Origin of the sequence: Olsenella uli, from assembly GCF_901212655.1 — a bacterium.
Classification (GTDB): Bacteria; Actinomycetota; Coriobacteriia; order Coriobacteriales; family Atopobiaceae; genus Parolsenella; species Parolsenella uli_A.
Window position 1 is genome coordinate 15433 of record NZ_CAAKON010000052.1, and the last position, 19970, is coordinate 35402.

A 19970-nucleotide genomic window follows, 5' to 3' on the forward strand; every position below is an offset into this window, starting at 1 on the left:
CAGCCTTATCTTAGCGCGCAAGGAAGGACGAATGTGCGCTCTTTTCCTGACGCCCGCGCACCCGCGCAGGAGGCGCGCCCCAAACAATCATGCGGTCAAACAAATTGGTCGTCGCCGGCCTGGACGGGGCGCCGCCGGCCTGGACGGGCCATCGCTGGTTGAGCGGGCGCCGCCAACTTGGACGAGCCGCAGCAAGTCTGCATAGGGTGTCGCCCACCTGAGCGAGCCGTTTCCAATCTGGGTAGACCTACGCTGGTCTAAGCAGGCCGTCATCAATTCGAGCGTGCCATCGCCGATCCGGTCAAGCCATTTGCTAGCCCAGACGCTCCGCGAGCTGCGCCAGCGCGCGGGCGCGGTGCGAAATGGCGTTCTTCTCCGCCGGCTCAAGCTCGGCCATCGTGCGACCGGGCGTGTCCGCGGGCCAAAACAGCGGATCATAGCCAAAGCCGTGCTCGCCGCGCGGCTCGAAGCCAATCATGCCCTCGCAATCGCCCTCGCCGGTGACCACGATGCCATCCGGGCGCACGAGCACCACGCTGGAGTGAAAGCGTGCCGTGCGATCGGCATCCGCCACGCCTTCCATCTCGCGCATGAGCTTGGCGTTGTTGCGGGCATCGTCACCATGGACGCCCGCCCAACGAGCGCTCATAATGCCTGGCTCCCCACCCAGCGCATCCACCACAAGGCCGGAGTCGTCGGCCACCGCGGGAAGGCCCGTCTCCTCGAGCGCGGCCTGAGCCTTGATGATGGCGTTCTCGGAAAACGCGTCGCCGTTCTCGACCGGATCGGGAAAATCGCCGAGCTCACCAAGGGCATAGAACGCCACGCCCGGCATCACCGGGGCAAGGATTGCCTCAATCTCGGCGACCTTGTGGGCATTGCCCGTTGCCACCACAACGGTGCTCTGCGGGTCCAGTGCGCTGATGTCTACCTGTCCCATGCAATACTCCTATCGCGTAAATCCCGTGACCTCATCCTGCAGGGCGCACAGCCGCTTGATGCCCGCCTCGCCCATGTCCAGCAACTCGTTGAGCTGCGCGCGGGAAAGAGTCGAGCGCTCGCCGGTGCCCTGCACCTCCACGATGCCGCCGTCGGCAGTACCCACGAGGTTGAGGTCCACATCTGCGTGGCTGTCCTCGGGGTAGTCAAGGTCCAGCAGCGGCACGCCGCCCACGATGCCGGCAGAGATGGCGGCAACCTGGCCGGTGAGCGGCAGGCGCTTGATCTTGCCGAGCTCGATGAAGTGCATGAGCGCGTCGTGCAGGGCCACCCAGCCGCCCGTGACACTCGCCGTGCGCGTGCCGCCGTCTGCCTGGAGCACGTCGCAGTCCACCGTGATGGTGAACTCGCCGAGGTGGTCCAGGTCGCAGACGGCGCGCAGGCTCCGGCCAATGAGACGCTCGATCTCCATGCTGCGCCCCTTGCGGCCCTTGTACTCGCGCTTCGTCCTCGTGCTGGTGGACGCCGGCAGCATGGCGTACTCGGCCGTCACCCAGCCCTTGCGGCTGGCGCGGCGCCACGCGGGCAGCTGCTCCTCGATGGTGGCGGTGCACATGACGCGCGTGTCGCCAAACTCGGCGAGGCACGAGCCATGGGCGTTTTTCATGACGTTGCGCGTGAGGGTGACGGGGCGCATCTTATTGGCGGCACGGCCCTCGGGGCGACGCTCGGGCGTGATGTTATCAGACATGGGTCTCCTTACGTTGAGGCGTGGACTGCCAAGGGGCGAGTCGCTGGGTTGGAGCGCAAGCAGCCGAGGGACGGGCTCGCCAAGCCACGCGAGCAGGCGCGACCTCCCGGGTCGGCGATCGGACAGGCAGACGCATCGCGAGCAGCCGGCTCGAAGCCATGCCCACGACCCTGCTCCGAAAGAGCCTCGGCTACTCCACCGGGTCGTCCGCAAGGGCGCCGAGGGTGTCGAGATCGATGTGCTCCACGGAGTCGATGGGATGCCCAAAAATGAACTTCCCTGCCACGGCAAACGACGTGATGTCGTCCGAGGTGGTGGCGAAGCGGTACTTGGGCTCCCCGCCCGCGCCGAGGTCGGCTGCGGCCGGCGTGGCTAGCTCGTCGCGGCGCGCGAGAATCTCGGCCACCTCGCGGGCCGTCTCCTCGGCCGAGCTCACCGTGCGGACATCTGGCCCCAGCGCTGCGCCAATCTCGCGCGCAAGCAGCGGGAAGTGCGTGCAGCCAAGCACCACCGTGTCGATGCCGCGACCAAGCAGCGGCTCCACGTTGCGAGCGGCAAGCTCGCGAACCTCGGGCGTGTCAAAGACGCCCCTGCTCTCCATCCAGTCCTCGTGCAGGTGCGTGCCCGAGGCGAGCTCGCGTTCCACGTAGTCCACGAAGCTGCCGGCGGCGGCTTGCGTCACGCGGACACCGGCATCGAGATTATGGATGGCACGCGCATAGGCGCCCGAGGCCACCGTGCCAGACGTGGCGAGCACGCCCACCCGACGCGTGCGCGTGGCCTGGATGGCCGCACGGGCACCCGGCTCGATGACGCCGATGACGGGGACGGAGAGGGCGCGCTGGATGACGTCGAGCCCGGCAGCCGTGGCGGTGTTGCAGGCGATGACCACGAGCTTGACGTCGTGGTTCTCGAGCCAGCGGCCCACCTGGCGCACGAAGAGGCGGACCTCGGACTGCTCGCGCGTGCCGTAGGGGCAGCGCTTCGTGTCGCCCACGTAGTAGATGGCCTCGGCAGGCAGGCGGCTCGCGATGGCGCGGGCCACGGTAAGGCCACCCAGGCCGGAGTCGAAGATGCCGATGGGCTTGCTGTTGACAGGAAGGTCCGGCAGGTCGAGCGCGGCGCCTGGGTCGAAGCCGTCGCCGGGATGGTTCGCAGACATGCAGCCTCCACAAAAAGGGCCGCGCCCTGAGGGTGCGGCCCCGGACTCTCTGGTGGGCGAGGAAAGCTCCATGCCCCCGTCGCCGGGGGCCGGGTTGTTCTCTGGTGGGCGATGAGGGATTCGAACCCCCGACCTTAGGCGTGTAAAGCCCCTGCGCTACCACTGCGCCAATCGCCCGTTAGCATTGGGAGTGTAGCACAGGGATTTGGCGCGGCAGCCAGGCAGGTGAGCCCGCGTATACTTGTGCGCATGGATACCATGAATGAAGTCGCCTGTAGCGTCGGCGCAACCAACACACCGTCAACCTCTTCTAGTTGCGACAACGAGGCGACGTTCGCCGCCGTAACCCTTGCGGGCGTCCAAAACCTGCTCGCGCGACACACCATCCTCCTGCGCGGCCTCGCAGACGGCTGCGGCGCGGCGGAGACCCCCGTCACCGGCGCCGCCTGCGACTCACGCTGCGCGCGCCCGGGCAACGTCTTCTTCTGCAAGGGCGCTGCGTTTAGGCCGGCGTTCCTTACGAGCGCGCTTGAGAAGGGCGCCATCGCCTACATCTGCGAAGAAACTCGCGCAAACGAGCTCGCCGCCGTGGCACCGAGCACGCCGGCGCTCGTGACCAGCGACATGCGCAAGGCTATGGCCTACGTCTCAGCCACGAGCTTCCACCGCCCAGACCACGCACTGCCCATGGTGGGCATCACTGGCACGAAGGGCAAGTCTACCTCGGCCTATATGCTTCGCTCGATTATCGACGCAGCTCACGGAGCCAAGACGTGCGGCATCATGGGCTCCATCGACACCTATGACGGGGTGGAGGACGCCGAGTCCACCAACACCACGCCCGAGGCGCCAGACCTGTGGCGCCACCTCGCCAACGCCCGCGACGCGCACCTTGCCGCCATGGTGATGGAGGTCTCCAGCCAGGCACTCAAGTACGACCGCTCCCTTGGCGTGGACCTTGACGTGGCCGCCTTCCTGAACATCGGCACCGACCACATCTCCCCCGTTGAGCACCCCACCTTCGAGGACTACTTCTCCAGCAAGCTGCGCATCTTTTCCCAGTGCAAGAATGCCGTGGTAAACCTGGGTACGTCGCATCTCGACCGCGTGCTTTCTGCTGCTGGTGCCGCCTCTGGCGTGAACGGCAAGGCGCCGCGCCTCGTGACCGTCTCCACCGCGGGGCCGGACGCCGTGGAGTGTGGCAGCTGCGACATGGTCTACCCCGACGTTTGGGCCACTGACATTAAGCCCGAGGGCTCGCGCCTCACCTTTGTGGCGCACGGCTTTGAGGGGCTTGCGAGCATTGGTGCGGCCGCAGGCGCCAATTATTCCAGCCCGAGCGACGCGGACCCCTCCGCAGGCACTAACGGTTCCGCTACGAACGGCATCATCTCCTCGGCTGCCGCAAAGGCTGGCAATACCGAGCAGGCCGCCAGCACCGACCCCGCCGAATGGTCACTGCCCGTCACCATCAACTTCCCCGGCCTCTTTAACGTGGAGAACGCCCTCGCGGCCATCGCCTGCGCCGAGCTGTTGGGAATCGAGCGCAAGCATATCGCCGCAGGCCTGGCAGCCTGCCGCGTGCCGGGGCGCATGGAGCTCATCGGCAAGCCCAACGCCCAGGTGCTCTGCGTAGTGGACTACGCGCACAACACCCTCTCCTACCAGAGCTTCTTTGCCTCCATGGCCAAGGAGTTCCCGGGCAGGCGCATCGTGGCGCTCATCGGCGCGCCGGGCGGCAAGGCCTACGAGCGCCGCAGCGAGCTGCCGCGTGAGGCCGCGCGCTGGGCGAGCCACATTGTTGCCACCGAGGAGGACCCGGCGCACGACTCCAACGAGGATATCTGCCGCGAAATGGACGACAACGTGCCCGTCGGCGCCACGCTCGCAGACGGTACACCCGTGACCCACGAGTACGTGCTCGACCGCCAGGAGGCCGTGGCCCGCTGCCTGGACGTGGCCCTGAGCTATGGCGAGCCCGCGCTCGTGTGCCTGCTGGGCAAAGGAGACGAGACGCTCATCCACCGCGGCGACCGCTTCGAGCGCATGGTTCCGGACGGTGACGCCTTCCGCGCGGCGGCGACGGAGCGGGGCATCGAGCTCTAGGGCGTGAGACATTCCGGGGTCCTGCGGCACGCCGGGGTCCGTTCGCGAACCTCTCGGCCGCCCGTCCGCATTTCGGGCCATAATCGATACGACTGACATACTGGGCCGCGGCCCTGCGCGCGGCGCCGCCACAACCGAGAGGACGTGCCCATGACCACCGCCTATCCAACCTTCCCCGAGCACCCCACCGGCGAGCTTGCCGAGCGCCTGCGCAAGATTCGCTACATCATCACCGACGCGGACGGCACCATGTTCACCGGTGCCAAGGCAACGGTGAACACCGCCGGCCAGCCCAGCGCCGAGCTCGTCAAGATTCTCGTTGAGCTGCAGCTCGCCGGAGTCTCCGTGATTCCCTGCACGGGCCGCAACCGCGCCATGATTCAGGAGGACGCCCGCGTGCTGGGCTTCCCCGGCTGGATCGCAGAGATGGGCAGCGTGCTCTGCACCCGCCAGTCCAGCCAGCCCGAGTGGCACTACTTCTGCGGCTCCATGCCCTACGAGGAGGGCTGCGGCAAGACACCGCACGACGTCATCTGCGATACGGGCGTCATCAACGCCATACTCAGCCGGTGGAAGGGCTCGCTCGAGGCCTACCACGACAACGGCATCGGCTTTGAGTACCGCGAGGTCACCGTAGCCCTGCGTGGTGCCATCGACGAGGACGAGGCGCAGGAGATGCTGGACGAGAGCGGTCTGCCCCTCTACCTCGCCGACAACGGCATGGTGAGCCGCATCTCCGGCGAGACCACGCTCAACTGCGATCTCGAGCACCCCGTGGGCATCCACACCTACCACGTGACGCCCGCCGGCGTGAGCAAGGGCACGGGCATCGTGCGCTTCGTGGAGCTGGCCGGCCTGCAGCCGGACGAGGTGCTGGGCGCGGGCGACTCCCCCGCAGACTGCGTGATCGCAGACGCCGTGGGCACCTTCCTGTTCATGTGCAATGGCCTGGGACACCCGCGCGCCGCCGAGGAGCTGGCCGCACGCAACAACATCTTCGTCTCCGGCGAGAAGGCCACCGACGGCTGGGTGGCCGCCATGCGCTCGCTGCTCGCCGCGAAGGAGTAGCGCGGACAAGCGCCACAAGTCCATGCCTATTCGAGGGGCCCGAAGCAACGCGCTTCGGGCCCTTTCTTCATGAGCGGCCACGAGGCCTCATCCTAGAAACTAAGAGGCGACATGCCCCTCGCTTCGGCCCGGCGCACGCCCCGAGCCCGCACCCCCCCCCTCTGCCGCCTCGGCGCAAAAGCAAGGAGGGCCGAGGCCCAAAGGCCCCGGCCCCCGCCGAGTCTTGCCTCGTCACACAGCTAGGCAACGCACAGCAAGCAACTTGTTACCAGTCGACGTCCTCGTCGCGATAGACGCACTCGAGCAGCTTCTCCATGTCCTCCTGAGACGGCTGGCGCGGGTTCTCGGGCGTGCAGGCGTCGAGCAGCGCGTTAGCGGCAACCTCGGACTTCTTGGCCTCGAACTCGTCATAGTCGATAATGGAGGTCTCGGACTTCACGCCACCCTGGCCGTAGTTCTTGATGCCCTGCGGGATGTCGAGCTGGTCGTTCATGTGACGGATCTCCTTGACCAGCGAGTCAATCAGCTGGTCGTCCGTGGAGCCCGGCAGGTGCAGGATCTCCTTGGCCACGTAGGCGTAGCGGTCGTGCGCACGCGCGTCCTTGGAGTTGAACTGGATGACCTTGCCCAGGTACATGGCGTTGGCGCATCCGTGGATGATGTGGCCGCCGGAGAAGGCAGCGCCGGTCTTGTGCGCCATGGAGTGCACGATGCCGAGCAGGCCAGAGGAGAAGGCGATGCCGGCGATGCACTGGGCCTCGTGCATGTGCTGGCGAGCCTCGTGGTCACCGGCATAGCTCTTGGGCAGCCACTCGTGAATCTCGCGAATGCCGTGCAGGGCGTTGGCGTCGGTGAACATGGAGGCGTACGTGGAGACGTAGGCCTCGAGGCAGTGGGTCAGCGCGTCCATGCCGGTGTGCGCGCAGAGCTTCTGCGGCATGGAGTAGGTGAGCTCGGGGTCGACGATGGCGACGTCCGGGGTGATGTTGAAGTCGGCCAGCGGGTACTTGATGCCCTTCTGGTAGTCCGTAATGACGGAAAACGCGGTGACCTCGGTAGCCGTGCCGGACGTGGAGGAAATGGCGCAGAACTTGGCCTTCGTGCGCAGCTCGGGGAAGCTGAACGGCTGGATGATGTTGTCGAAGGACTCGTCGGGATACTCGTAGAAGACCCACATGGCCTTGGCGGCATCAATCGGGGAGCCGCCGCCGATGGCAACGATCCAGTCGGGCTGGAACTCCTGCATGGCCTTGGCGCCCTTCATGACCGTCTCGATGGACGGGTCAGACTCGACGCCCTCAAAGAGCTGCACCTCCATGCCGGCGTCCTCAAGGTCCTTCTGGACGTCCTGCAGGAAGCCGCCGCGGCGCATGCTGTGACCGCCGGAGACGATGATGGCCTTGCGGCCCTTGAGATTCTTCACCTCGTGGCGGGCGCCCTCACCAAAGTACAGGTCACGCGGGTTGGTAAAACGTCCCATAACTGCCTCCAAATACGTTGCCGCCGGAGCTGAAGCCGGCGGAATCCACGACGACCCCTGGCCGCCGTCTCTCCCCTGGTTCCGGCCTTCCCAAGCCGGATGCGCGTTGAAATCAGGGCGTCGCGCGTGTTTCGACGGTGTGGTCCGCATGTATTCGTAGCCAACCACCAGGACGAAGATGCACGTTGATTGGCCGCCTAAAGCCATGTTTCCTAGGCGCCAACCCCTTGAATCCCCCGCACCGTGGAAATTGTCCCACCCGGGTTTCCGTCTAAACCCAGCTTTCCGCGAGCGCGACAATTCGACCGTCCGCAGATTTTTGCGAAACCTCGGTTTACTTTCCCAGTTGACCTCGCTCCCGCATACATGTGACTGAATGGGACAAACCACCCGAGGCGTGGGCAACTTACCCAAACGAGTAGCCCCACTCTCGTTTGCCATCCAATTTGTCCCATTGCCGCTTAGGCCTTCTCGCGCTGCCGCCGATCTTGACGGTGGCGCTCAACCTCGCGACGGCATTCCTGAAGTGCCAGGCGGGGCTGTGGGAATCAATGCGATCGGGCGCCCAAGGGGCCCCATAACCCGCATTCGCCGTGGCAGTTGAATGGATCGGCCATGGGGGAAAGGCTCCACAGCAACCATACTCCTCAGGGAACGTTCGGACTGGGCGCGGGCATGGGAGCGACGCTTTGGCCATGAAGCACGAGCATGTCGCATGGATGCGCCACCCATGCGACCGGCATGGGGCCACAGAGAAAAGGCCCGCGCCCCTTTGGGACGCGGGCCTTCGTGGCCTTGCATATTAGTACGAAGAGCGACGGGCCTTTGGGGACCTTTTACAAGCATCGACCACCTCAGACTCAAGGCCCCAAACCTTGCAAAACACTAGGTCTCAAGCCTGCCGAGCCAATAGGCCACGAATCTCCGACTGCTTACGCCTGCTCGGAGGCAGCCTCGCCGGAAGAGGCGCCCTTGCCGGCGGAAGCGGAAACGTGCTCGCGGCCAAGCTCGGTCCACTCGGGCTTCTCGTCGGGGATGGAGCCCTCAGCCTTGGTGAAGAACTCCTTCAGGCAGTTGTAGGCAACAATGAGACCCAGGGCAACGAGCAGCACGGCAAAGACAAGCTGCAGGCCAGAGGTAGCAATCACGGCAGCGCCCTTGGTGGACAGCGCGGTGATGCAGCCCATGATGCTCATGACCAGCGAGGTGAAGGTGCAGCAAAGCAGGAACACGACGGGCACGTAAAGCATGAGGCCCTTACGACCGGTGACCTTGCAGAACACGGCGAGCGTAATCATCGTCATACCGCCGAGCAGCTGGTTGGAGGCGCCAAAGAGCGGCCAGATGTTCTGGTAGCCGCCGAAGGCCAGGGCAAAGCCCGGGATCAGCGTGACGACGGTGGCAAACCACGGGTTCATGACGAGCTTCATGGCGCCGGACTGAGCCGCATCGATGGCGAGAGCGTCGTTGCTCTGCGCAAAGAACTCGGAGAACGAGGTGCGGGCGATGCGGGCCACGGCGTCCAGCGAGGTGAGGGCCAGGGCGGAGACGCACATCGTCATAAAGACGGTGGCAACGGTGGCGTTGACACCAAAGGCCTGCATGCCGCGGGAGATGCCGGCGGCGAAAATCTGGAACGGCGTGGAAGCGGTGCCGTTGTTGAGGGCGCCGGTACCGGCGGTGTTCATATCAGAGAACATGATGCCGGCAACGATGATGGCGAGGATGCCCACGAAGGACTCGACGACCATGGCGCCGTAGCCAACGGGCAGGGCGTCCTGCTCGCGCTCGACCTGCTTGGAGGAGGTGCCGGAGCTCACGAGGCTGTGGAAGCCAGAGAGGGCGCCGCAGGCAACGGAGACGAACAGGATCGGGAACATCATGCCGGACTTGGTGGTGAAGCCGGTGAAGACCGGGGCCGTCATCGTGGCCTGGCCGTTGGCGCCAAGGACGACGATGCCGAGCACGGCGCAGACGATCATGACGAGCATCATGACGCTAGTGAGGTAGTCACGCGGGGTCTTGAGCGTCTGGATGGGCATGGCTCCGGCGAAGACCAGGTACACGGCGATTACGGCGAACCAGCCGAACTTGTCAAGGTAGATGGGGAACTGCATGCCAACGGCGAACATGAGGATGGTCAGCACGACGGCGAGCAGAAGCTCCTTGGCTCCTTCGAGCTTGAACTTGCGGCAAGCCCAGCCAAAGGCGATGGCCACGAAGGTGAAGAGCATCGAGATGGTGCCGGCGGTACCGGCGGCGTAGGACTTGTTGGCGGCGTCGACGCCAAGGCCAATGCCGGCGGCCATGCCCTCGCCCATCTTGAACGTACCGGCCACCATGTCAGTGAAGGCAGCAATGACGATGATGCAGAACAGCCAGCTGAACAGCAGGAACAGGCGACGGCCGGTCTTGCCGATGTACTTCTCGATGAGCTGGGCGAGCGACTTGCCGTTGTTCTTCATCGAGGCGTAGAGGGCGCCGAAGTCATGCACGGCACCAAAGAAGATGCCGCCGACGAGGACCCACAGGACAACCGGCAGCCAACCGAAGGCCATCGCGACGATGGTGCCCGTGACAGGGCCAGCACCGCAGATGGAGCTGAACTGGTGCGAGAACACCGTGAAGCACGAGGCGGGCGAGAAGTTCTGGCCGTCCTCCATGCGACGGGCGGGCGTGATGGCATCGCGGTCGATGCCCCACTTGTTGGCGAGCCACCGGCCATAGACCAGGTAGCCGGCGGCCAGAACCACAGCCGCAATGGCCATCAAAGCTATTCCATTCAAGACTTGCTCCCTTCCGAGCCAGGACACCGTATCGCATGAAAAAACGAGGGGCCGCTGGGCGTATGGCCCCGCGACCCCTCGTTTTGGGGCCGCCCGTGAAAACGGGCGGCCAAACTCAGCCACCCGTCTAGATAATGACGACCTCAATGGATAGCTGATTGTTCATAACGTAGTGCTCCTGATTCACCTGGGCACGCATCCCCACGTGCCATCTCCAGTGGATGACTATGATAATGGCATTTGCGGAGGATTTGTCAACTAGGAAATTGACATGTATGACAAGTACCTCTCCGGGGAATGGCGCGATTTGACGGTAAACGGCTTTATCCTCGCGGCGAGCGGGCGCGCGGTGCAGGAGCCGATCGTTTCCTTCGCGCGCGTGACTTACTATGTGATGCGATGACCGAATGGAGGGGCGCATGGCGTTTGACGCACATATCGAGGACTTTCAGAGGCTGGGGCTGCATCACGCGGCCTCGCTCGACGGGAGCGATCCGTTTGGCGCCGTTCGCTCGATGGCGGACTTTGGGCGCCGGTTTGCGCAGAATCGTGACTCGCTCCCCCAAACGGACGAGGACCGCGCCTTCCACCTCGTCTCCCGTGCGACGGACCTCATCGACTACCAGCTGCCCTTTGCCGCAGACGCGGCCGCGCCCGGCATCATCGCCGACGCGCGCAAGCTGCTCGAGGAGGCTCTGGAGCTTGACCCCACCAGCTGCGACGCCAAGCGCATGCTCGCCGCGGCGGACAATCCCTCCTTCGAGGACTTCTACCGCTTCCTGGCCGACGGCGCCGAGGACGCACGCCGCGCCTCCGAGAAGGCCCGCGACGCCGTTGACCTGCCCGAAGGCGACGCACACGCCCTTGCCGAGGACCTCTCCATGCATCCCTACCTGCGCTGGCTTGCCGTACTTGCCGGCCAGGCGCTCGAGTGCGGTCATTACCGCATCTGCGTCAATACGGCGCTCGAGCTGCTGAAACTCGATCCCACAGACCAGGCGGACGTTCGCCTCACCCTAGCCCTCGCCTATGCCAAGCTCGAGGACCCCGCGGGCCTCGAGGCGCTCATGCGCCGTCACCCGGACGGTCGCGGCCGCCACAACCCGTGGTATGGGCTCGCGCGCCTCGCCCTCGCGTTCAAGAACCGCCACTTTGGCCAGGCGGAGCGGGAGGTGACGGCCCTCATCGCGGGACACCCCCACTCCGGGATGACGCTCGCGCGTCAGGACTGGCTGCCCGACGGCGTGTTCTCGCGCATCGTGGTGGAGCCGGGCAGTGAGGACGAGCTGATCCTCGCCGTGTCCGAGGCAACCGTAATCCTGCAGGAGGGCTGCGACTCGCACGAGCGCGGTGCCCTCGGCTCGTGGCTTGCGAGCAGGCCCGAGGTCCAGAAGGCAAACGCACTCGACGTGGCCAGCGCGCCGGGACAGTCCGCGCGCGCCGCCCGCCCCGGCCCTGCAGAGCCAGGCACCGACACGAGGGGAAACCGCTCATGAGGGCACGTGCGGAAGCGATCGAACGCATCGCCCTGAAGCGCAAGGCGCGGCTGGGAAAGCTCTCCGACGAGGGGTATGCCGAGCTCAGGCTTGCCGTTGAGAACAACCCGGATAAGTTTGTGGAAGACGAGCAGGAACGTGCCTTTCTCATGCTCGCCGACGCGCTCGACGCAAACGCGAAGGCACGCGAGGGCGAGGACTTTCTGGACGACGACGCGTACGAGAAGTCTCGGACGCGCAGGCTCGGTAGGCTCCGGGATACCTGCGGCATAGTGCTTGAGGTTGACCGCCACTGCCTCGACGCCTCGACAATCCTGGCCCTTCAGGGCAATGACGCGGGCGACATCCTCGAGGAGCTGCTGAGTCTCGACGCCACCTGCGGCGGCTCAGCCGATGTGGCGCTGGATATGGGCGACCTCATCCCCTGCGACGACGGGCAGGGCATCGCGAACGAGGGGGCCACCGCCGAGCCTCTTGCGACGAACGAGGCCTACGCCTCTTCCGCGATAACCGAGCCGGCGGAGCGCGCGGCGGATGACGAGACGGCCCTTATGCCCAACACCGACGACTGGACGGACGTGTTTGAGCATCCGATTCTGCGCCTGCACGCCGTCATCGCGCAGGAGTACCTCAACACGACGCGGTTCGGCGCCGCACGCGAGTGCTGCCGTAGGCTCGTTGCGCTGACGCCGTCTGACCCGTTGGGCGCGCGCTTTACCTGGGCACTCGCCTGTGCGCGCCTTGAGGACGAGCAGGGCTTCAACGATCTGGACGCACGCTTTGGGCGCCGGGGAAACGCGTGGTCTCACATCGCGCGCACGCTGCTCATGTTCAAGCTTGACCGCATGTCTGCCGCGCGGCGCGCGCTGCGCGGATACGCAAGCCTGTGCCAGGGCGGAGCCTATGCGCTGCTGAGGCCCACGTTTGTGGAGGCGTACCTGCCCGACCGCCCCGCATTTGGCCAAGGAACGTTCGAGGAGGCATGCCTTGCCGTGCACGAGGCGGACCCCGTGGTGGTGGATACGCCAGACTTCATTGCCTGGTGCACCGCGCAGGAGGGTTTTGCCGCCGAGGCCCAACGCTATGCCGAGGAGCATGATTTGGACTGGTAGGGGCGGTGGGACTCTCCGGCCGCTGCGCGGCCTGACGGCTTCGCCGCCCTCCGGGCGGCTCGCCCGCTCGCTACAAACGCTTCGCGTTTGCTTGACGCTCGCGCCCTCGCGGGTTCGAGTCCACGCGAGCGACACCCGTCCCCGGGCATTTGGAACTTCTGGCTCACAAGTATTTGGTAGGGGCGGTGGGACTCGAACCCACATGCCTTCCGGCTGAGGTTTTTAAGACCTCTGCGTCTGCCATTCCGCCACGCCCCCAGATGACGCGGCCACACAACCAACTCCGCAGAGAGTTCCCCAATAGTTCCCCAAAAGAACAATTTTGAACCTGATAGCAAGGCGATAACACGCACTATCAACTCTCTGCAAGCAATCTACCTGCGGCAATGCGATGGTGCCCCCAACGGGACTCGAACCCGTGTTCTCGCCTTGAAAGGGCGATGTCCTAACCGCTAGACGATGGGGACGCGGGAGTGAGTATAGCAGAGGTGCGTCGAATCTCGCCCTCGCGTATGCGAGGCCGCACCGCCTAGGCCGACTTGAGCTCGCGCTCCCCCATGAGCTGCAGCAGCGCGCTCTCTGACTCGGTCGCATCCGCACCGGTCAGGAAGGGAACGCCGTTCACGAACGGAATGTCGAGCGTGCCGGGAAGAAGGGTCACCGCCACGAGGAAGTCGTGCGTGGGAGAAAGCGCAGGCACATCGGCCATGCGGCACTGGGTCACGTCATACTTGCCGGCATAGCCCATCGAGTCAAGGAAGCGGCGGACGCGATCGCGCACCGCCGAGGACGTGCAGACGCCCGTCCCGCAAGCCATGAGGATATGCTTCATCGCAGCGTCGTTCTCCTTTACACAACGACACCATCGACCTCGTGGCTTGCGTGCGCTGCGGGCTTCGCGTTCGTTTGGGTGTCTGCACGGCGCAAGGTCGAATCACGTTAGACAGATGGGTAATTTAGCCGTTCTTCTCCATTATTTCCAGATACAGTTCATATTTTGGCCAAACTCGTCGCGCAGACGCGCTACGCGAGGCTGCGCGACGCATCTGTGCCTGGCCGAACGCGTTGGTCTGCCGCGCCAGCCGGAGTTAGCAAAGCGGGAAGAGCTCGGGGTGCCAGCCGATGGGCGAGGCAGCCCCACTCGCAGCGGCATCGGCTACGAGCGAGAGGCCAAAGAGCAGGTCGCTCTCACTCACGGTAAGGCGGTCGACCCTGCACGCACGCATGAGCTCGCCCACGCAGATGGCGCCCGCCACAATCACGTTGGCGCGCTTAGGCTGCAGGCCCTTGAGCTTGCGGCGCTCGGCGAGCGGCATCGCCGCCATGCGCTCGGCAATCCCGTCTACCTCGGCCAACGTCAGCTCGTGCAGGTGGACGAAGGACGGGTCATACGGCTCGAGCCCCGCCGAGATGGCCACGAGCGTCGTGACCGTGCCGCCCACGCACACGAGGCGCTCCGGCTTGCCCTCGCCCCGCGCCGCCTCCGGCACGCCCGCGGCAAAAGCATCACGGCAGAACGAGCGCCCCCGCTCGAGAGCGTCGGCCTCAAGCGGCTGATCGCTCGAGAGGTAGAGGTCGGTCACGCGGCGGCAGCCCACGTCGAGCGAGCGCACGGCATCCAGGCACACGACGCCGTCCTCCCCCAGGGCGCCTACGGCAACCTCCGTGGAGCCGCCGCCGTTGTCGGCCACCATGATGCGCCGGCTGCGGAAGTCCTGGGCCACGCCGAGAAAGGTAATCGCACCCTCCACCTCGCCCGGAATGACCTCGGGCGCCACACCGCGACGGCGCAGGCCCTCCAGCAGCACCTCGGAGTTGGAGGCATCGCGCGCGGCGCTCGTGAGCGTGCAGCAGCCAACCGGCACTCCGGCGGCACGCGCTTGGGCAATCGCCTGGTCAACGCACGCGAGCACGCGCTCGCACGCCGCCTCGGACAGGCGGCCCGTCTCGGCCACGCCCTCGCCCAGGCTGCAGATGGTGGACATCTTGGCGCACCGAACCACGCGCCCGTCGGATACGTCCGCCACACCAAGGCGGCAGGTCACCGTTCCAATGTCGATTACCGCAACGCGGCCCATGCGGGCTCCTTTCCATGCGAGCCGACCGGTCTGCCGGTCATCCCGGGTCAGCTCACGCATATACAAAAACTGCCCGCCGGATAGGCGGGCAGCGAAGCTACGAGAGACCCTGCGAGGAGGGGTCGTACCGGAACAACGCGTCGAGCACACCGATGTACCAGGGATTATCCGGGTTCGAGGCAGACGAGCTCGGCTGGGTCACCGTCGTGTCGGCGCTCGGGCAGCCTGTGTCGTCCACGCCAGACATGTCCACGGGCGTATCACCCTCAGACACATAGCCGCGGCGGCGCGCCTCGTCCTCGATGCCCTCGCGCGTCATGAGCGAGTCCACCTGGCTCTGCATCGTGGAGTTGCTGGCGTTGATGTCACTGAGCTGTGAGGAGAGCACCCCGTTGGTTCGAACGGCGCCGTAGTACGCCCGCGCCGGCGGGTAGAGCATAAGCACAAGCACGAGCGTCACAACGATAGCGGCGGAGAGGATGCGATGGACGCCCACCCACTCCGCGGCAACAGCGACGGGCGAGGCCTTGGCGGCCGCGCGCTCGTGGGAGACACCGCGGTCGCGGGAGGCGGCGCGGTCTGCGAAGCCGCGCTCACGCGCACCATCGCGCTCGCCGGAATTGCGCGTGGAGCCAATCCAACCCGAGGCGGCCCCGCGCACGGCACCAATCGTGGCCGCGGCGGCGCCGTCGCGGACCGAGCCGATTACGGCCGCGGTCGCACCGCCCGAAAAGCCGGATGCCGTCACACGCGCAGAGGCCCCGCGGCTCGAGGAGCCGGAGCCAAGGCCATCGCGCTCAGAATCCGGACGCCCAAACGAGGTGCGGCCGGAAGAGACGCGTTCGGAGCCCATGCGCGCATACGAGGAGCGACCAGAATCCTCGCGCCCAAACGCAGCGCGTTCGGAGGCGCTTCGACCGGAGCCGGCATACGCAGAGGCAACGCGTCGGGGACGCGACGAACGGTCAGAGACATGTCCGGACTCGACGTCGAATGCCGTGCGCCCGTAGGAGCCGCGCGAGCCACCCACCAGCTGCACGGGACGACGCCCGTAACGCGAGGGGGCTGCAGAGCCGCGGCCCGAGACGCGCTCGACAGGGGCAGCGCCGTAGGACGCCACGGCCGCAGAGCCACCAGACACCGCAAGGCCAGCGGTTCCGCCCATTCCGCCTCGACTCATATAATCGCTGGTAGACCTATATGCATAGGAGCTACGACGAATCGACTCCCCACGGGAGGGAGATGCGGAAGGGGACATTCGCCCCATGGTGAGAATGTCGGAGGGAGCACTCATGGCGCCTGCTTCGTTTCTGGTGTGTTTGTGCCTGCTGTGCAGTTGAATGCCGCGACGGTGATGCTGCCGCGGCCATTGGCTCGATTATGACAGATTTAGGCGCGCTCGGATTCCTTTGCCTGGGCCCAAAGCGCCTCGAGTTCGTCGTGCGAGAGGTCCTCGAGCGCCGCTCCGCGGCCAGCGGCCGCAGCCTCCATTGCGGCCCAGCGCTGCCGGAACTTGTCACAGCTGGCGCGCAGCGCCGTCTCGGCGTCCAGGCCCTCGCGCCTGGCCACGTTCACGGCCGAGAACAGAACATCTCCAAACTCCTCGAGAGCACCTTCGCTGCCAGGTGCCTCCGCCTCAAACTCGGCGCGCTCCTCGCCCATCTTGCGCCAGACGTCGGCCGTGGAGTCCCAGTCGAAGCCGCACGCAGCGGCTTTGCGCGAGATCTTCTGGGCCTGCATGAGGGCCGGCATCGAGCGCGGCACCGCGTCGAGCAGGCCGGGCTTTGGGGCGAGCTGAGCGGCGGGGGCAGCCGCGGCACTCGTGCCAGCGGCCGAGATGTCACTGCCCGCGGCGCTCGCGCCCGAGCCGGGATGGACTCCAGCGGCACCCGCCGCGCCGTCGGCGGCACCCTCCCCCGCCTCGCGATGCTCCTCGAGCTTCACGCTGCTCCAGATGTCGAGGACCTCGCTCGCGCTCTTGGCGCTCACGCCGGCGCCAAACACGTGCGGGTGGCGCCGGACGAGCTTCTCGTCCAGATCATGGCACACGTCGGCGATGGTGAACTCGCCCGCATCGGCCGCGATCTGGGCGTGGAGCAACACCTGCATGAGCACGTCGCCAAGCTCCTCGCGCAGGTGGGCCACGTCGCCGGCCTCGATAGCCTCTACGGCCTCATAGGCCTCCTCGATCATGTTCTTGGCGATGCTCGGATGCGTCTGCTCGCGGTCCCATGGGCAGCCGTCCGGCTGGCGAAGGCGCCAGATGGTGCGCGCCACCTCGTCAAACGCCGTCTGACGCGCAGGCGCCTCGGGGCGCAGGCGGGTCTGGGCATCTGCGCGAGCCACCGGCGAGTCGTGTCGGCCGCCCAGCTCGGCCAGGATGCCATCCGCGCCGAGCTCCGCCAGCACGCCCTCGGCCATGAGGCGGGCGCCCTCGGCGTTGGGATGCAGCCTGCCGTCTGCGAAGAGGCCCGTCTCAGACGGAACGAGCGGCGCGCCGTCCACGTAGCGCAGACCATAGCGCGCGCACTCGTCGCAGAGATGGCTGCGCACCCAGGCAAGCGAGCGGCCGCAACGACGCGGCTCCGCCTCGTCCGCGCGCCAGACGGGCGAGACCACGTACACGGGCGTATCGGGGAAATGGTTGGCAACGCGCTCGAGGTACTTGGCCATGTTCGCCGTGATCTCGCGCTTGGACTCGGCATGAGCCCAGTCGTTGGTGCCATAGGCGACCACGATGAGCGCGGGCGGGTTCTCGCGCAGGGGGCGCATGCCGCGGAGCGTCGCGCGGTCGAAGTGGTGGCCGGCAATGGCCTGGTTCACGAGGTCGAGCCCACAGGCACGGGCCACGCGCGCCGGCCACGACATGCCCGGCTTGCCCACCACGTAGCCCTGCGTGATCGAGTCTCCCAGCGCCAGCAGGTAGCCGCGCTCGAGCGCCGGCTCGATAGTGCCGTTGGTGGAGAGGTTGCCCACCGCCACGCTCGAGAGGCACGGCAGGTAAACGCACACCTCCGCCGGCGCATGAGAGGGGTTCTCGAAGGAGAGGCTCACGAGGCCGCTCGCTACGGGGGCGGTGCGCACATAGGCGCCGTCAACAAACAGGTCGATGCCATCTACTAGGCCGTTATTGGCATCTGGCGCATCCGGGCCGGCAAGCTCGATGGTCTCCTGGACGGAATGCTTCGTCTCGTCGATGCCCTGGAGCACCGCCAGGTCGAACGAGACCTCGTCACCCGTGGTCACGAGATTGATGGTGACGCCCGCGGAGTTGCGGGCCGCCTGCTCCCGGCCACCCTCGGCCGCCGCCTGAACCTGCTTGTCGGACATTCTTGCGGGGCGAACGAGCCCGTCCGGGCGTGAAACGAGGTGGTGGGCGCCTCGCAGGAAGGAGGCGATGTTAGCTGCGGTCATGCGCGAATCCTCTCGACTGTCGTTGCATCGAGTGTAGCGCGAGAGACTCACAAGCGACCCTCCCTGACGCAGGGCTTACGAAAGGAGCAGGGGGTACTCGCACGGCGGGGCAGGCGGGAGCGCATGCGCGAGGAAGGCCGGGGCGCGAGGGGCGGCCAGCGCGACGGTGTTGGACGGCACCCATGGGGTGGGAGGCGCGGAGCGCAAGGAATCGGGCCTCGGGAGCTGGGCCCCCGCAACAGGGCCTCCGAGGCTGGACCTCCGCTGAAAAAGCGCCGGGGCTGCCGTCACCCTCGCGGCCAGCCCCTCTCCGCCCCTTAGCGCTCCTCAGGATAGACGACGCCCCAGTCGTGGCGGAGCTTCGTCATGATCTCCATGACCTGCGTGGTGTACTCGATCATCGCGCGCTCGGTCTGGTCGCCGGCAACGGCCTTTTCCAGGTCTGCCACCTCGTAGCAGAGCGCGTAGGCCATGTCACCTGCCGAGACCTCCTCGCGGCGGCCATCCTCGGTCCACGTGATGGTGGCCTTGTCGGCGCGCGGGTACTCCATGACCTCGATGAAGCACTTGTCGAAGGAGAGCACGGTGCGCTTAGGCTGCTTGGAGTGCAGGGTGATGGAGAGCGTGGCCATCTGCATCTCGGGATTGCGCATCACGATGCCGCTCGTGACGTCGGCGCCCGTGGGGCAGGCATTGGCGATGGACACGATGTCCTCGGGCTGGCTCACCATGAACAGGCGCGCCATCGTGACGGCGTAGACGCCAATCTCGAGCATGGCGCCGCCGGCGCGGTCCAGGTTGTAGAAGTGGTTGCTCGGGTCGTACTCCTTGTAGCTGCCAAAGTTGATCTGGGCGAGGTTCATCTTGCCAAACTCGTCGGCCATGGCACGGCGGATGATCTCACGGTAGAGCGGCATGTGCAGGATCGTGGTGGCGTCAATGAGCTGCACGCCATGGGCATCGGCAAGGGAGCGGGCCTCGGCGAGCTCGGTCGAGTTGAGCGTGATGGGCTTCTCGCACAGCGCATGCTTGCCGGCGGCGAGAACCTGACGCATGAACTCGATGTGCTTGTTGTGCGGAGTGGTGATGTAGACAGCGTCGACCTCGGGGTCGGCAAGGAGCTCATCGACCGTATCGTACACGCGCTCCACGTTGTTGCGCCGGGCAAAGTCGACGGCCTTGCTGTGCGTACGGTTCCAGACGCCGTGGAAGGTGCGGCCGCCCAGGGCAAGCGACGTGGCCATCTGCTGCGCCATGGCCGCGGCGCCGATGACGGCCCAGCGCAGCTGCGGATCCGTGTAGATGTCTGCGGGGAAGGGCTTGCTGGCGGCGTCGGCGAATGCGGCGGCAGCGTAGGACGCGGAATCCGTGGGGCCGTTGGGGTTGGTCTGCTGGTCGGTCATGATGCCTCCTCATGTGATGTTCAAGCGGCATCATTGTACGGTGCCCGCGCGATGCCGCGCGCTGGCGTGGGACGGCGCGCGCCGAGGAGCGGACCCGTCGTCCGTTCCCACTCTCCACCATCCCCGCGAGTCAGCCCGACCGAAACTTGCCGTCTACTTCGGCTCATTTTCCTGA

15 protein-coding genes, 3 tRNA genes and 1 pseudogene are annotated in these 19970 nt (G+C 66.2%); 5 read left to right on the forward strand and 14 right to left on the reverse strand.

Annotation, left to right across the window (positions count from 1 at the left end; genetic code table 11):
* Positions 1 to 313: 313 nt before the first annotated feature.
* The 4 genes from rdgB to EFAMC2_RS09530 form a co-directional block, all read right to left on the reverse strand.
* Positions 314 to 940, reverse strand: coding sequence for an RdgB/HAM1 family non-canonical purine NTP pyrophosphatase (gene rdgB, locus EFAMC2_RS09515; protein WP_154028951.1), 627 nt, complete (start codon positions 938 to 940; stop codon positions 314 to 316).
* 9 nt (positions 941 to 949) lie between these two features.
* Positions 950 to 1690: a ribonuclease PH gene (gene rph, locus EFAMC2_RS09520; RefSeq protein ID WP_154028953.1), complete on the reverse strand. Its 741-nt coding sequence runs from the start codon at positions 1688 to 1690 to the stop codon at positions 950 to 952.
* 190 nt (positions 1691 to 1880) lie between these two features.
* Positions 1881 to 2852, reverse strand: coding sequence for a glutamate racemase (gene murI / locus EFAMC2_RS09525; RefSeq protein WP_154028954.1), 972 nt, complete (start codon positions 2850 to 2852; stop codon positions 1881 to 1883).
* A gap of 102 nt (positions 2853 to 2954) precedes the next feature.
* Positions 2955 to 3029, reverse strand: a tRNA-Val gene (locus EFAMC2_RS09530).
* Between the two features lie 72 nt (positions 3030 to 3101).
* Here EFAMC2_RS09530 and EFAMC2_RS09535 point away from each other — a divergent pair.
* The gene (locus EFAMC2_RS09535) at positions 3102 to 4958 is read left to right on the forward strand and encodes a Mur ligase family protein (RefSeq protein WP_187325273.1); all 1857 of its coding nucleotides are present in this window, start codon (positions 3102 to 3104) and stop codon (positions 4956 to 4958) included.
* A gap of 150 nt (positions 4959 to 5108) precedes the next feature.
* Positions 5109 to 6026: an HAD family phosphatase gene (locus tag EFAMC2_RS09540; protein ID WP_154028956.1), complete on the forward strand. Its 918-nt coding sequence runs from the start codon at positions 5109 to 5111 to the stop codon at positions 6024 to 6026.
* 265 nt (positions 6027 to 6291) lie between these two features.
* On the opposite strand, the gene EFAMC2_RS09545 is transcribed toward EFAMC2_RS09540, so the two are convergent.
* Together EFAMC2_RS09545 and EFAMC2_RS09550 are read right to left on the reverse strand one after the other, a co-directional pair.
* Positions 6292 to 7506: an iron-containing alcohol dehydrogenase gene (locus EFAMC2_RS09545; RefSeq protein WP_154028957.1), complete on the reverse strand. Its 1215-nt coding sequence runs from the start codon at positions 7504 to 7506 to the stop codon at positions 6292 to 6294.
* A gap of 932 nt (positions 7507 to 8438) precedes the next feature.
* On the reverse strand, positions 8439 to 10274 hold the full coding sequence (locus EFAMC2_RS09550; protein ID WP_410054807.1) for a carbon starvation protein A: 1836 nt from the start codon (positions 10272 to 10274) through the stop codon (positions 8439 to 8441).
* A 289-nt stretch (positions 10275 to 10563) separates the two neighbouring features.
* Between EFAMC2_RS09550 and EFAMC2_RS10405 the strand changes: the two genes are divergently transcribed.
* The 3 genes from EFAMC2_RS10405 to EFAMC2_RS09560 are packed head-to-tail and all read left to right on the forward strand — an operon-like array spanning position 10564 to position 12900.
* On the forward strand, positions 10564 to 10695 hold the full coding sequence (locus tag EFAMC2_RS10405) for a hypothetical protein (protein ID WP_261980247.1): 132 nt from the start codon (positions 10564 to 10566) through the stop codon (positions 10693 to 10695).
* Positions 10696 to 10711: 16 nt separating this feature from the next.
* Positions 10712 to 11788 carry a tetratricopeptide repeat protein gene (locus tag EFAMC2_RS09555; protein ID WP_154028959.1) on the forward strand — a complete coding sequence of 359 codons (1077 nt, stop codon included), beginning with the start codon at positions 10712 to 10714 and terminating at the stop codon, positions 11786 to 11788.
* On the forward strand, positions 11785 to 12900 hold the full coding sequence (locus tag EFAMC2_RS09560) for a hypothetical protein (protein WP_154028960.1): 1116 nt from the start codon (positions 11785 to 11787) through the stop codon (positions 12898 to 12900). The genes EFAMC2_RS09555 and EFAMC2_RS09560 overlap by 4 nt, the downstream gene beginning before the upstream one ends.
* Before the next feature lie 174 nt (positions 12901 to 13074).
* On the opposite strand, the gene EFAMC2_RS09565 is transcribed toward EFAMC2_RS09560, so the two are convergent.
* The 8 genes and pseudogenes from EFAMC2_RS09565 to EFAMC2_RS09595 form a co-directional block, all read right to left on the reverse strand.
* Positions 13075 to 13158: transfer RNA gene (locus tag EFAMC2_RS09565), tRNA-Leu, on the reverse strand.
* 134 nt (positions 13159 to 13292) lie between these two features.
* Positions 13293 to 13367 (reverse strand) — tRNA-Glu (locus EFAMC2_RS09570).
* A gap of 62 nt (positions 13368 to 13429) precedes the next feature.
* Entirely contained in the window at positions 13430 to 13732 is a 303-nt protein-coding gene (locus EFAMC2_RS09575) for a PTS sugar transporter subunit IIB (protein ID WP_187325274.1), read from the reverse strand.
* Between the two features lie 256 nt (positions 13733 to 13988).
* A complete protein-coding gene (locus EFAMC2_RS09580) occupies positions 13989 to 14978 on the reverse strand; it encodes a phosphatase (protein WP_154028961.1) in 990 nt (329 codons plus the stop codon).
* A gap of 97 nt (positions 14979 to 15075) precedes the next feature.
* Positions 15076 to 16143, reverse strand: a complete 1068-nt coding sequence (locus EFAMC2_RS09585; protein WP_154028962.1) for a hypothetical protein — start codon at positions 16141 to 16143, stop codon at positions 15076 to 15078.
* 224 nt (positions 16144 to 16367) lie between these two features.
* On the reverse strand, positions 16368 to 17399 hold the full coding sequence (gene mazG / locus EFAMC2_RS10410) for a nucleoside triphosphate pyrophosphohydrolase (protein WP_154028965.1): 1032 nt from the start codon (positions 17397 to 17399) through the stop codon (positions 16368 to 16370).
* A pseudogene (locus EFAMC2_RS10415) lies at positions 17400 to 18392 on the reverse strand (SGNH/GDSL hydrolase family protein); the annotation flags it as partial. It lies immediately after the preceding gene.
* Positions 18393 to 18709: 317 nt separating this feature from the next.
* On the reverse strand, positions 18710 to 19795 hold the full coding sequence (locus EFAMC2_RS09595; RefSeq protein WP_154028963.1) for a Gfo/Idh/MocA family protein: 1086 nt from the start codon (positions 19793 to 19795) through the stop codon (positions 18710 to 18712).
* Between the last annotated feature and the right edge of the window lie 175 nt (positions 19796 to 19970).